Genomic DNA, 11777 nt, shown 5'->3' with positions numbered 1-11777 from the left:
CTGGCGGCCGCACGTGAATGATGGGAAATGTAATGCGAGTACTGGGTATAGAAACGTCCTGCGATGAAACCGGAATTGCAGTGTATGACGATCAAACCGGTTTGTTGGCCAACCAATTATACAGCCAGGTGAAGCTGCACGCCGACTACGGCGGCGTGGTGCCGGAACTGGCCTCCCGCGATCACGTGCGCAAAACCGTGCCGCTGATTCAGGCGGCGCTGAAAGAGGCCAACCTGACCCCGGCCGATATTGACGGCGTGGCTTATACCGCCGGGCCGGGCCTGGTGGGGGCGCTGCTGGTCGGCGCAACCGTGGGGCGCGCGCTGGCGTTCGCCTGGAACGTGCCGGCAGTGCCGGTGCACCATATGGAAGGCCACCTGCTGGCGCCGATGCTGGAAGACAACCCGCCCGCGTTCCCGTTCGTCGCGCTGCTGGTCTCCGGCGGCCACACTCAACTGATCAGCGTCACCGGCATCGGTGAGTATGAACTGCTGGGCGAGTCGATCGACGATGCCGCCGGCGAAGCGTTCGACAAAACCGCCAAGCTGCTCGGCCTGGATTATCCCGGCGGGCCGATGCTGTCGAAGATGGCGCAGCAGGGCACGGCGGGGCGCTTCACCTTCCCGCGGCCGATGACCGATCGTCCGGGGCTGGACTTCAGTTTCTCCGGGCTGAAAACCTTTGCCGCCAACACCATTCGCTCCAACGGCAACGACGATCAGACGCGTGCCGACATCGCCCGCGCCTTCGAGGATGCGGTGGTGGATACGCTGGCGATCAAATGCAAACGCGCGCTGGAGCAGACCGGCTTCAAACGCCTGGTGATGGCCGGCGGCGTGAGCGCCAACCGCACGCTGCGCGCCAAACTGGCGGAGATGATGCAGAAACGCGGCGGGGAGGTGTTCTATGCCCGCCCTGAATTTTGCACCGACAACGGCGCGATGATCGCCTATGCCGGCATGGTGCGCCTGAAGAGCGGCGCCAACCCGGCGCTGAGCGTTTCGGTGCGGCCGCGCTGGCCGCTGGCGGAACTGCCTGCGGTATAAAGCAAAGGGCCGGATTATCCGGCCCTTCTGTTATTCCTCTCTCGGCTGGTCGCCGTTATCCGCGTCGTTTTTCTTCTTGCGGAACTTGCCCCAGATCTTGCCTTCCTGGCCGCGCCACAGGCGCTGAATATTGTCGTGATGCCGCATCAGGATCAGGCAGGAGAGCATCGCTACCGGGAAGGTGAACTGCGGTTTGAACCACCAGACGTAGAACGGGGCGATCAACGCGCTGACGATGGCGCCGAGCGAAGAGTAGCCGCTGAGCAGCACCGTCAACAGCCAGGTGCCGGTCATCAGGCCGGTCAGATCCCAGCCGATAGGCGCGATGGCGCCAAACGCCGTCGCCACGCCTTTACCGCCGCGGAAGTGGAAGAACACCGGATAGATGTGCCCCAGACAGGCGGCGATCGCCGTCAGGCCCAGATACAGCGGCGGCACATCGAGTTTGTAGGCCAGCCAGACCGGCAGCATCCCTTTCAGAATATCGAACACCAGCACCGCCGCCGCCGCCAGCCGGCCGCCGATGCGCAGGACGTTGGTCGCCCCGGGGTTTCCTGAGCCATGTTCACGCGGATCCGGCAGCCTGGCGATCCGGCAAACCAGGATCGCGCTGGAAATCGAGCCGCACAGATACGCGAAGATAATCATGCCAAGCGCGGTAGCACTCATAACGCGGTTCCGTTTAATAATGGTCGTTTTACTCGCAACATCTATGGATAATACGCACATTCCGCTGGAAGTGGTATCCGGCAAGGCCAAAAACAGAGAATGACGTGATGGATATCGTATTTATTGAAGAGCTTACCGTAATTACCACCATTGGCGTTTATGAGTGGGAACAGGGCATTCGTCAGAAGCTGGTGTTCGATATCGAAATGGGCTGGGATAACCGGCCGGCCGCCGCCAGCGACGATGTAAATGACTGTCTGAGCTATGCCGATGTCAGCGACGCCGTGATCCAGCATGTTGAATCGAACCGGTTCGCGCTGGTGGAGCGCGTGGCGGAGGAAATATCCGAAATTTTGCTTCAGCGCTTCAATTCCCCGTGGGTCCGTATTAAGGTCAGCAAACCGGGCGCTGTAGCACATGCCAATCGGGTCGGCGTGATCATTGAGCGCGGCACTCGTCCCGCATGATTTTATGTCATCTGCTTGCAACGAAAGACCGTTAATCTGGTCTTAATCCTGAGAATTGTTTTAGCGGCATTGTCTTTTAAGCACTGCCGCTTTTTTATGTGATGGCCGTTATTTTATGGGGTGAGCGAAGCACATGGCTGACATGCATTCACTGTTTATTGCGTTTGTTCTTGGGGTTGTCGAAGGGTTAACCGAATTTCTGCCGGTGTCTTCCACCGGGCATATGATTATCGTTGGCGAGTGGCTGGGTTTTACCGGCGACAAAGCCAAAACCTTTGAAGTCATCATCCAACTGGGGTCTATCCTGGCCGTGGTGGTGATGTTCTGGCGCCGGTTGTTCGGCCTGATCGGCATCCATTTCGGCGGCAAGCCGGTGGAGCACGAGGGCAAAACCAGCGGCCAACTGAAGCTGGGGCATATCCTGCTGGCGATGATCCCGGCGGTGGTGCTGGGTCTGGTATTCCACGATGTGATTAAATCGCTGTTCGCGCCGAAAAACGTGATGTACGCGTTGGTCGTCGGCGGCCTGCTGTTGCTGGCGGCGGAATGGCTGAAGCCGAAGACACCGAGAGCGGAAGGGCTGGATGACATCACCTACCGCCAGGCGTTCATGATCGGCTGCTTCCAGTGCCTGGCGCTGTGGCCGGGTTTCTCCCGTTCGGGGTCCACTATCGCCGGCGGTATGCTGGTGGGCGTAAACCGCTATGCGGCGTCCGAGTTCTCCTTCATCCTGGCGGTGCCGATGATGATTGGCGCCAGCGGTCTGGATCTGTACAAGAGCCTGCACTTCCTGACCTGGGGTGATCTGCCGATGTTCGCCGTCGGTTTCGTTACTGCCTTCGTGGTGGCGCTGATTGCGATCAAGACCTTCCTGTCGCTGATCAAACGCATCTCGTTCGTGCCGTTTGCCATCTACCGCTTTATCGTGGCGGCCGTGGTTTACATGGTATTCCTGTAAGCCCGATGGCAAGAAAAAACCCCGCTCTGCGGGGTTTTTTTATGCCTGATCGTTGAGGATGGTTTGGTTGAGTTTCCAGTCGGCCAGCGCCTGCTGGCGACGGCGTTTGAGCTCATCGCGGATCGCGGTGCCCTGCAGCCCGCTGGCTACCACCTCTTTAATAGATACCGCGTTCGCCACCTGATACGCCTGGCGCAGATAGTCGCCCTGAGGATAAGGATTCTCCTCAAAGCCGGTGCGGCCGCGCGCGTCCGCTTCGCTGGTCAGGATCATCTGCTCCAGCCTTTGGGGCTTGCGCCAGACGTCGATGGCGTCGAACAGCTTCAGCAGGGTCTCCGGCCGCAGCTTGTTCACGGTGTGGATCAAATCATGGTACTCGGCCACCAGCTTGCTCAGATCGCGCACCGGATTGGGCACCCGCAGCCGTTGACATAGCGCTTCGACCAGCCGCACGCCCGCCGGGCCGTGGCCGTGGTGATGCGGCCAGAACTCTTTTGGCGTCAATCCTTTGCCGAGGTCATGACACAGGGTGGCGAAGCGCACGTCCACCTCGGGAGTGAGGCGGGCGGCCATCGCCAGCGCCATCAGCGTATGTACGCCGGTGTCGATCTCCGGATGCCATTTGGCGGGGGCCGGCACGCCGAACAGCGCGTCGATTTCCGGGAACAGCACCGCCAGCGCATCGCAGTCGCGCAGCACCTGAAAATAGACCTGCGGGCTCTGGCTTTGCAGCGCCTTTTCGGTTTCCTTCCAGACGCGTTCGGCGGTCAGCGCGGCCAGTTCACCGCTGTGCGCCATCCGGCGCATCAAGGCCAGCGTTTCGTCGGCGATGCGAAAACCCAGATGGGCGAAGCGAGCATTGAATCGCGCCACGCGCAGCACGCGCAGCGGATCTTCGCCGAACGCGTCGGAAACGTGGCGCAGCACGCGCGCCTGCAGATCGGCCACGCCGCCGTAGGGGTCAATCAGTTCCCCTTCGGCGGAACGGGCGATGGCGTTGAGGGTCAGATCGCGCCGCAGCAGATCTTCTTCCAGCGTGACGTCCGGCGCGGCATAGCAGGTAAAACCGGTGTACCCCTGGCCGGATTTGCGCTCGGTGCGCGCCAGCGCGTACTCCTCGTGGGTATCGGGATTGAGGAACACCGGAAAATCTTTGCCGACCTGCTGGTAGCCCAACGCCAGCAGCTCCGCCGGCGTGGCGCCCACCACCACCCAATCATGATCGACCACCGGAATGTTGAGCAGGCTGTCGCGAACGGCGCCGCCGACCAGATAAATCTGCACTGTTGACTCCTGAATATCGTGTAAGGCTCTGTCTATCAGATTACATGAATTGGCCGCGGGATGTCGGCGCCAATGAAAAAGGCGCCCGCAGGCGCCCAAACTCAAACTGAACGATACTGAGATCAGTTCATCCAGCGATTGTTGTTCTTGCGACGCGGGATCAGGTGCGGCAACAGCAGACCCAGCAGCAAACCGACGCCGGCGACGCCGCCGCCGTACATGAACCATTGCAGGATAATGGTGCGCTGCTTGTCGTCGAGCTGCAGGTTAACGGCGTTGACCTTCTTCTGCGCGACCACCAGCTGGTTTTTCAGATCCTGGTTTTCCTTCTGCAGGCTGCTGATGGTGCTGTCGCTGCCTGCGACTTTTTCCTGCATTTCCGCCGTGCGCTGGTTCCAGGTGTTGTCGATGTTGGCGAGCTTGTCGGTCAGGGTTTTCACCTGCTGTTCCAGCTCCGGCACGCGGGTGCGCAGGCTTGGCGTCTGGCTGAGTTGGTCGAGCGGGATCCAGGTGGTGCGGCCTTTCGGATCGCGGATCTGGCCGTAGTTGGTGCTGTCGTTGACGCTCAGCAGGGTCACTTCTTCACCGGCGTTCAGAGTGCCGACAATACGGTACTGATTACCTGGGCCGCTATGGACGTAAGTGCTTAACTCATCGGAGATATAGCGTTTATCTTCGGCATGTGCGGCCCAAGTGATGCTGAAGCTCAGCGCGGCAAGGAAAATCAGGCGTAATTTCTGCATTAGTTCATCGTTTCTGGGTGAATTTATGGAACGATAGTAGAGGGTTCAGTCTGACGACGCAACGCCAAAACCGGAATGAGAACTATCTTACTGTGGCTGATTCTGTGAGTTGCGCAGCGTTTTATAACGTAACAGGTTTTTTCTACAGTTAGCAGGGTTAAGGCGCCGGGAATCGCGGTAAGATAACGGCAACTGTGCGTCAGTGGGCAGCATACGGCGGGCCGAGCGCGCCGCGCTGAAACCGACGCGAATGCGTAACTTATTGGTGTTAAAGAATTATGACCGTTGAAATTGAACTGAAATTCATCGCCGCGCCGCAAGCGGTGGCCGCTCTGCCACACTGGCTCGCCGCCTGGCCGCATCAGCATTCCGCGCCGCAAAAGCTGACCAACATTTACTTCGAAACGGCCGACAACTTCCTGCGCAGTCACGACATGGGGCTGCGCATTCGCGGTTTCGACGATCGCTATGAGATGACCATCAAAACCGCCGGTAAAGTGGTGGGCGGCCTGCACCAGCGCCCGGAATACAATGTCGCTATCGCCGAGCCGCAGCTGGCGTTGGCGCAGTTTCCTGCCGACATCTGGCCGCAGGATTGCGATATCGCGGCGCTGCAGCAGGCGTTGCAACCGCTGTTCCGTACGGATTTCGTGCGTGAGAAGTGGGTGGTTACTTACGGCCAAAGCGAGATAGAGATTGGCCTGGATCAGGGAGAAGTGCGTGCTGGTGGCCTCAGCGAAGCCCTGAGCGAGATAGAACTGGAGCTGCTGAAAGGCAATACCGCCGATCTGCTGGCGTTGGCCGGTGAGCTGGCGGCGCACGACGGGCTGCGTCAGGGCAGCCTGAGCAAGGCGGCGCGCGGTTACCACCTGGCGCAGGGCAATCCGCCGCGTGAGGTGCGCCCGCTGCGGGTGCTGAAGCCGGCGGCGAAGGCGACCGTGGAGCAGGGGATGATCGCCGCCTTCGAGCTGGCGCTCAACCACTGGCAGTACCATGAAGAGCTGTGGCTGCGCGGCGACGCGCAGGCGCGCGCTTCGGTGATTGAGGCGGTTGGCACGATCCGCCAGGCGCTGGTGATCTTCGGCGGCCTGGTGCCGCGCAAGGCCAGTGCCGATCTGCGCGCCCGTCTGACCGAGCTCGAACCGCTGTTGGCGGACAAAACCGCGCAACCGGAGATCCTGTGTTACAGCGCGGTCTACCTGCAATGTAAGTTGGCGCTCACATCATGGTTGGTGCGCGGCGCCTGGCGGCCGTTTATCGACGCCAAAGCGCAGGCCAAGCTGGACGGTTCTTTCAAACGCTTCAGCGACATCATGCTGGGGCGCAGCGGCGCGGAGCTGAAAGAGGCCTTCAGCCGTACGCTGAACGAAGATGAATATCAGGAACAATTGCCGCGCCTGACGCGTCAGATTTCGGCGCTGGTCCTGCTGTCGGGCGCTTACCCCGACGAGCAGACCGGGCCTTATATCGACGCCTGGCGTGAGCTGCAGGCGGCGCTGAGCGAGCGCCGCCAGGGCTGGTATGAAGCCAGCCGCAAACAGGCCTTATCGCATGCGCCATTCTGGTTAAACGGCGCGCTTCGTTAATCCAGCCGGCCCGCCAGCCGCGGGCCGCAGAACGGGTCATACACTATGTCGCCACTTTCAGCCGCGTTACAGGCTCAGGCACAGCAGGTTGTGCAGCGTTTTCAAGAAGTTCACGGCGCGGACTGCGCCTTTAGCGAGCAGGAGCAGTGGGTGCTGGCGTCGAGCGATTTCGTCAGCGACGCGCTGCTCGCCCAGCCGGCCTGGCTGGCGACGCTGCGCGAACAGCCGCCGGCACCCGGCGAGTGGCAACACTATGCCGCCTGGCTCCAGGACGAGCTGGAAGAGGTGCGCGACGAAGCGCAGCTGATGCGTACGCTGCGTCTGTTTCGCCGCGAAACGCTGGTGCGCATCGCCTGGGCGCAGGCGCAGGGGCTGTGTTCGACCGAAGAAACGTTGCTGCAGCTGAGCGGGCTGGCGGAGACGCTGATCGTCAGCGCGCGCGACTGGCTGTATCAAACCTGCTGCCGCGAATGGGGCACGCCGTGCAACGCCGCCGGCGAGCCGCAGCCGCTGTTGATCCTCGGCATGGGTAAGCTGGGCGGCGGCGAACTGAACTTCTCATCGGACATCGATCTGATCTTCGCTTACCCGGAAAATGGTCAAACCCAGGGCGGGCGACGCGAGCTGGACAATGCTCAGTTCTTCACCCGCCTCGGCCAACGGCTGATCAAGGCGTTGGATCAACAGACCATCGATGGCTTCGTCTATCGCGTGGACATGCGGCTGCGGCCGTTCGGCGACAGCGGCCCGTTGGTGATGAGCTTTGCGGCGCTGGAGGATTACTACCAGGAACAGGGGCGCGACTGGGAGCGCTATGCGATGGTGAAGGCGCGCCTGATGGGCGGGGCGGAAGACGCCTACAGCCAGGAGCTGCGCAAAACGCTGCGGCCGTTCGTGTTCCGCCGCTACATCGATTTCAGCGTCATTCAGTCTCTGCGCAACATGAAGGGCATGATCGCCCGTGAAGTGCGGCGGCGCGGCCTGAAGGACAACATCAAGCTGGGCGCCGGCGGCATTCGCGAAATCGAATTCATCACCCAGGTATTCCAACTGATCCGCGGCGGCCGTGAACCGGCGTTGCAGGGGCGTTCACTGCTGCCGACGCTGCAGGCGGTGGGCGAGCTGGGGCTGCTGGAAAGCGAGCAGGTGCGGGCGCTGAGCGCCGCCTACCTGTTCCTGCGGCGGCTGGAGAACCTGCTGCAGGCGATTGGCGATCAGCAAACACAGACGCTGCCGCAGGAGGCGCTCGATCAGGCTCGGTTGGCCTACGGCATGGGGTTGGCGGATTGGCCGGCGCTGATGGCGGCGCTGGACGCGCACATGCAGGCGGTGCGCGCGGTGTTCGACGACCTGATCGGCGACGATAGCCCGGATGTCGGCGAAGATCCTGACTACCAGCACTACCACAGCCTGTGGCAGGACGCGCTGGAGGAGAACGAGCTGGCGCCGCTGACGCCGCACCTCGATGAAGAGGGGCGCCGACAGATGCTGCGCACCATCGCCGATTTCCGCCACGACGTCGACAAGCGCACTATCGGCCCGCGCGGCCGCGACGTGCTCGATCAGCTGATGCCGCGCCTGCTGGCGGAGGTATGCCCGCGCCAGGACGCCCCGACCGCGCTGGTGCGGCTGGCGCAGCTGCTGCTCAGCATCGTCACCCGCACCACCTACCTCGAGCTGCTGGTGGAGTATCACGCGGCGCTCAGCCATCTGATCCGCCTGTGCGCCGCGTCGCCGATGGTCGCCAACCAGCTGTCGCGTTACCCGCTGTTGCTGGACGAGCTGCTGGATCCGGCCACGCTGTATCAGCCGGTGGCGCTGGACGCCTACCGCAGCGAGCTGCGTCAGTACCTGCTGCGGGTGCCGGAAGACGATGAAGAGCAAAAGCTGGAGGCGCTACGCCAGTTCAAACAGGCGCAGCAGCTGCGCATCGCCGCGGCGGATATCGCCGGGGCGCTGCCGGTGATGAAAGTGAGCGATCACCTGACTTATCTGGCTGAGGCGATCATCGACGCGGTGGTGCAACAGGCCTGGAGCGACATGGTGGCGCGCTACGGCCAGCCCACCCATTTGCAGGAGCGGGAGGGGCGCGGCTTTGCGGTAATCGGCTACGGCAAACTGGGCGGCTGGGAGCTGGGGTACAGTTCCGATCTCGATCTGGTATTCCTGTTGGATTGCCCGCCGGAGGTGATGACCGACGGCGATCGCTGCATCGACGGCCGCCAGTTCTACCTGCGGCTGGCGCAGCGGGTGATGCATCTGTTCAGCACCCGCACCTCCTCCGGCATTCTGTATGAGGTGGACGCGCGCCTGCGGCCTTCCGGCGCCGCGGGGATGTTGGTCAGCACCGTCGAGGCATTCGCCGACTACCAGCAAAACGAAGCCTGGACCTGGGAGCATCAGGCCCTGGTGCGCGCGCGCATCGTGCACGGCGATCCGGCGCTGCATCAGCAGTTCGACGCGATCCGGCGCGAGATCCTGTGCAAAACGCGCGATGCGCAGGTGCTGAAGCGTGAAGTGCGCGAGATGCGCGAAAAGATGCGCAACCATCTCGGCAACAAGCAGCGCGATCTGTTTGATATCAAAACCGATGAGGGCGGCATTACCGACATCGAATTTATCGCCCAATATCTGGTCTTACGCTATGCGCCGGGTGAACCGCGGCTAACGCGTTGGTCGGACAACGTGCGTATCTTCGAGCTGATGGCCAATTACGACATCATGCCGGAAGAGGAGGCGCGTGCGCTGACCCAGGCCTATGTCACCATGCGCGACGAGATCCACCACCTGGCGCTGCAGGAACATTCCGGCAAGGTCGGCAGCGAGCTGTTTGCCGCCGAGCGCGAGCAGGTGCGCGCCAGCTGGGCCAAATGGCTGGATTAATACCTTTTTGCGGGTATTCCGGCGGTCTGTGGTAATATCTGCGCCACTAAAATTTTGTTCTTTTTTGGAGTTATCGGATGAAAGTTACGCTGCCTGATTTTCGCCGCGCCGGTGTGCTGGTGGTCGGTGACGTCATGTTGGATCGCTATTGGTATGGGCCGACCAGCCGCATTTCACCGGAAGCCCCGGTGCCGGTGGTCAAGGTCGATACCATCGAAGAGCGTCCCGGCGGCGCGGCTAACGTGGCGATGAACATCGCTTCGCTGGGCGCCACTTCCCGTCTGGTGGGCCTGACCGGCATCGACGATGCGGCGCGGGCGCTGAGCGCCAAGCTGAATGAAGTCAACGTGCGCTGCGACTTCGTCTCGGTGACGACCCATCCGACCATTACCAAGCTGCGCGTACTGTCGCGCAACCAGCAACTGATCCGTCTCGACTTCGAAGAAGGCTTCTCCAACGTTGATCCGCAGCCGATGCTGGAGCGCATTCAGCAGGCGCTGCCGCAGATCGGCGCGCTGGTGCTGTCCGATTACGCCAAGGGCGCGCTCAGCCAGGTGCAGGGCATGATCCAACTGGCGCGCGCCGCCAAGGTGCCGGTGCTGATCGATCCGAAAGGATCCGATTTCGAGCGCTATCGCGGCGCGACGCTGCTGACGCCGAACCTGTCCGAGTTCGAAGCGGTGGTGGGCCACTGTAAGGATGAAGCGGAACTGGTGGAACGCGGCATGAAGCTGGTAGCGGATTTCGAGCTGTCGGCGCTGCTGGTTACCCGCTCCGAACACGGCATGACGCTGCTGCAGCCTGGCGTTGAGCCGCTGCACTTGCCGACCCAGGCGCAGGAAGTGTTCGATGTGACCGGCGCCGGCGACACCGTGATCGGCGTATTGGCCGCCTCGCTGGCCGCCGGCAATTCGCTGGAAGAGTCCTGTTTCCTGGCCAATGCCGCCGCCGGCGTGGTGGTGGGCAAGCTCGGTACGTCTACCGTGTCGCCGATCGAGCTGGAAAACGCGGTGCGCGGCCGCGCCGAAACCGGCTTTGGCGTGATGACCGAAGCACAGTTGAAAAACGCCGTGGCGCAGGCGCGTCAGCGCGGCGAGAAAGTGGTGATGACCAACGGCATCTTCGACATTCTGCATGCCGGCCACGTCTCCTATCTGGCCAACGCCCGTAAGCTGGGCGATCGCCTGATCGTGGCGGTGAACAGCGACGCCTCGACCAAGCGTCTGAAAGGGGAGAAACGCCCGGTCAACGCGCTGGAGAACCGCATGATCGTGCTGGGCGCGCTGGAAGCGGTGGATTGGGTGGTGCCGTTCGAGGAGGACACGCCGCAGCGCTTGATCGCCGACATCTTGCCGGATCTGCTGGTGAAAGGCGGCGATTACAAGCCGGAAGAGATTGCCGGCAGTGCGGAAGTGTGGGCCAACGGCGGCGATGTCAAAGTGCTGAACTTTGAAGACGGCCTGTCGACCACCAACATCATCAAAGCGATCAAAGACGGGCGCGGCTAACGTCGGGCAACCTAAAGATCAAGGGCGCGCGGTGCGCGCCCTTGGCGGGAATTATTCGTCTTCCTGCTTGGCGGCCGGCGCCGCGCTCAGCTTGCTTTCCAGCTCGGCCATGCGCTGCTCCAACAGCGCCAGCTTCTCGCGGGTGCGCAACAGCACCTGAGTCTGCACGTCGAACTCTTCGCGGTTAACCAAATCCAGACGGGTCAGCTGCGACTGCAGCACCTGACGGATTTTTTTCTCAACGTCTTCCCCGAATTCACGAACGCCTTTAGGCATGGACTCATGAACCTGGCGTGCGATTTGTTCGATTTTTTTCGGGTCAATCATGGCGTATCCCTTTCAGAGTTTAATAGCTGCCGCTTAGTGTAATGCGAGTTGCCCGCCGGATAAACCATTAAGCGCATTCGCCGTACGTGGCCGAATTGTGCTTTTGCCAATTGCCCTGTCTACCCATTAGCGTTATAGTCATCTTGCTTATTCTCAGGGCGGGGTGAAAGTCCCCACCGGCGGTAAATCACCTTCTACGGTGAAAGCCCGCGAGCGCTCAGCCAGCCTGTAAAGGCCGGTTAGAGGTCAGCAGATCCGGTGTAATTCCGGGGCCGACGGTTATAGTCCGGATGGGAGAGAGTAACG

Annotated in this window: 10 protein-coding genes and 1 riboswitch; of the genes, 6 read left to right on the top strand and 4 right to left on the bottom strand. The window is 61.6% G+C overall.

The features are described 5' to 3' along the window. The first annotated feature begins 32 nt into the window (after positions 1–32). The gene (gene tsaD, locus AC2CGI_RS17190) at positions 33–1046 is read left to right on the top strand and encodes a tRNA (adenosine(37)-N6)-threonylcarbamoyltransferase complex transferase subunit TsaD (protein WP_015379097.1); all 1014 of its coding nucleotides are present in this window, start codon (positions 33–35) and stop codon (positions 1044–1046) included. 30 nt (positions 1047–1076) lie between these two features. On the opposite strand, the gene plsY is transcribed toward tsaD, so the two are convergent. Then, positions 1077–1715: a glycerol-3-phosphate 1-O-acyltransferase PlsY gene (gene plsY / locus AC2CGI_RS17185; RefSeq protein ID WP_004937201.1), complete on the bottom strand. Its 639-nt coding sequence runs from the start codon at positions 1713–1715 to the stop codon at positions 1077–1079. Positions 1716–1822: 107 nt separating this feature from the next. Here plsY and folB point away from each other — a divergent pair, with 107 nt between their 5' ends. After that, positions 1823–2182 carry a bifunctional dihydroneopterin aldolase/7,8-dihydroneopterin epimerase gene (gene folB / locus AC2CGI_RS17180; protein ID WP_015379095.1) on the top strand — a complete coding sequence of 120 codons (360 nt, stop codon included), beginning with the start codon at positions 1823–1825 and terminating at the stop codon, positions 2180–2182. 133 nt (positions 2183–2315) lie between these two features. Beyond that, entirely contained in the window at positions 2316–3140 is an 825-nt protein-coding gene (gene bacA, locus AC2CGI_RS17175) for an undecaprenyl-diphosphate phosphatase (protein ID WP_015379094.1), read from the top strand. A 39-nt stretch (positions 3141–3179) separates the two neighbouring features. Here bacA and AC2CGI_RS17170 read toward each other — a convergent pair whose 3' ends face one another. Then, complete coding sequence (locus AC2CGI_RS17170; protein WP_004937206.1) at positions 3180–4424, bottom strand: multifunctional CCA addition/repair protein; 1245 nt, start codon at positions 4422–4424, stop codon at positions 3180–3182. Positions 4425–4546: 122 nt separating this feature from the next. Further along, a complete protein-coding gene (locus tag AC2CGI_RS17165; RefSeq protein ID WP_004937209.1) occupies positions 4547–5167 on the bottom strand; it encodes a TIGR04211 family SH3 domain-containing protein in 621 nt (206 codons plus the stop codon). Between the two features lie 278 nt (positions 5168–5445). On the opposite strand from AC2CGI_RS17165, the gene AC2CGI_RS17160 reads away from it, so the two are divergent. The 3 genes from AC2CGI_RS17160 to hldE all read left to right on the top strand — a co-directional run bounded on the left by AC2CGI_RS17160 (position 5446) and on the right by hldE (position 11144). Continuing rightward, positions 5446–6753 carry a CYTH domain-containing protein gene (locus tag AC2CGI_RS17160; protein WP_021505075.1) on the top strand — a complete coding sequence of 436 codons (1308 nt, stop codon included), beginning with the start codon at positions 5446–5448 and terminating at the stop codon, positions 6751–6753. A 45-nt stretch (positions 6754–6798) separates the two neighbouring features. Beyond that, positions 6799–9636, top strand: a complete 2838-nt coding sequence (gene glnE, locus AC2CGI_RS17155) for a bifunctional [glutamate--ammonia ligase]-adenylyl-L-tyrosine phosphorylase/[glutamate--ammonia-ligase] adenylyltransferase (RefSeq protein ID WP_076741002.1) — start codon at positions 6799–6801, stop codon at positions 9634–9636. 77 nt (positions 9637–9713) lie between these two features. After that, the gene (gene hldE, locus AC2CGI_RS17150) at positions 9714–11144 is read left to right on the top strand and encodes a bifunctional D-glycero-beta-D-manno-heptose-7-phosphate kinase/D-glycero-beta-D-manno-heptose 1-phosphate adenylyltransferase HldE (protein ID WP_076741001.1); all 1431 of its coding nucleotides are present in this window, start codon (positions 9714–9716) and stop codon (positions 11142–11144) included. Between the two features lie 51 nt (positions 11145–11195). Here the strand turns inward: hldE and ubiK are convergent, their stop codons facing one another. After that, the gene (ubiK, locus tag AC2CGI_RS17145; RefSeq protein WP_004937216.1) at positions 11196–11471 is read right to left on the bottom strand and encodes a ubiquinone biosynthesis accessory factor UbiK; all 276 of its coding nucleotides are present in this window, start codon (positions 11469–11471) and stop codon (positions 11196–11198) included. 145 nt (positions 11472–11616) lie between these two features. After that, positions 11617–11777: riboswitch (FMN riboswitch) on the top strand.

The organism is Serratia sp. LSHTC3, assembly GCF_057197125.1.
The sequence above is the reverse complement of the archived record's forward strand: the minus strand, read 5'-3'. Positions and strand labels throughout refer to the sequence as shown.

Coding starts and splice junctions, on each gene's coding strand:
- tsaD (WP_015379097.1), top strand. CDS start 33: ATGCGAGTACTGGGTATAGAAACGTCCTGCGATGAAACCGGAATTGCA.
- plsY (WP_004937201.1), bottom strand. CDS start 1,715: ATGAGTGCTACCGCGCTTGGCATGATTATCTTCGCGTATCTGTGCGGC.
- folB (WP_015379095.1), top strand. CDS start 1,823: ATGGATATCGTATTTATTGAAGAGCTTACCGTAATTACCACCATTGGC.
- bacA (WP_015379094.1), top strand. CDS start 2,316: ATGGCTGACATGCATTCACTGTTTATTGCGTTTGTTCTTGGGGTTGTC.
- AC2CGI_RS17165 (WP_004937209.1), bottom strand. CDS start 5,167: ATGCAGAAATTACGCCTGATTTTCCTTGCCGCGCTGAGCTTCAGCATC.
- AC2CGI_RS17160 (WP_021505075.1), top strand. CDS start 5,446: ATGACCGTTGAAATTGAACTGAAATTCATCGCCGCGCCGCAAGCGGTG.
- glnE (WP_076741002.1), top strand. CDS start 6,799: ATGTCGCCACTTTCAGCCGCGTTACAGGCTCAGGCACAGCAGGTTGTG.
- hldE (WP_076741001.1), top strand. CDS start 9,714: ATGAAAGTTACGCTGCCTGATTTTCGCCGCGCCGGTGTGCTGGTGGTC.
- ubiK (WP_004937216.1), bottom strand. CDS start 11,471: ATGATTGACCCGAAAAAAATCGAACAAATCGCACGCCAGGTTCATGAG.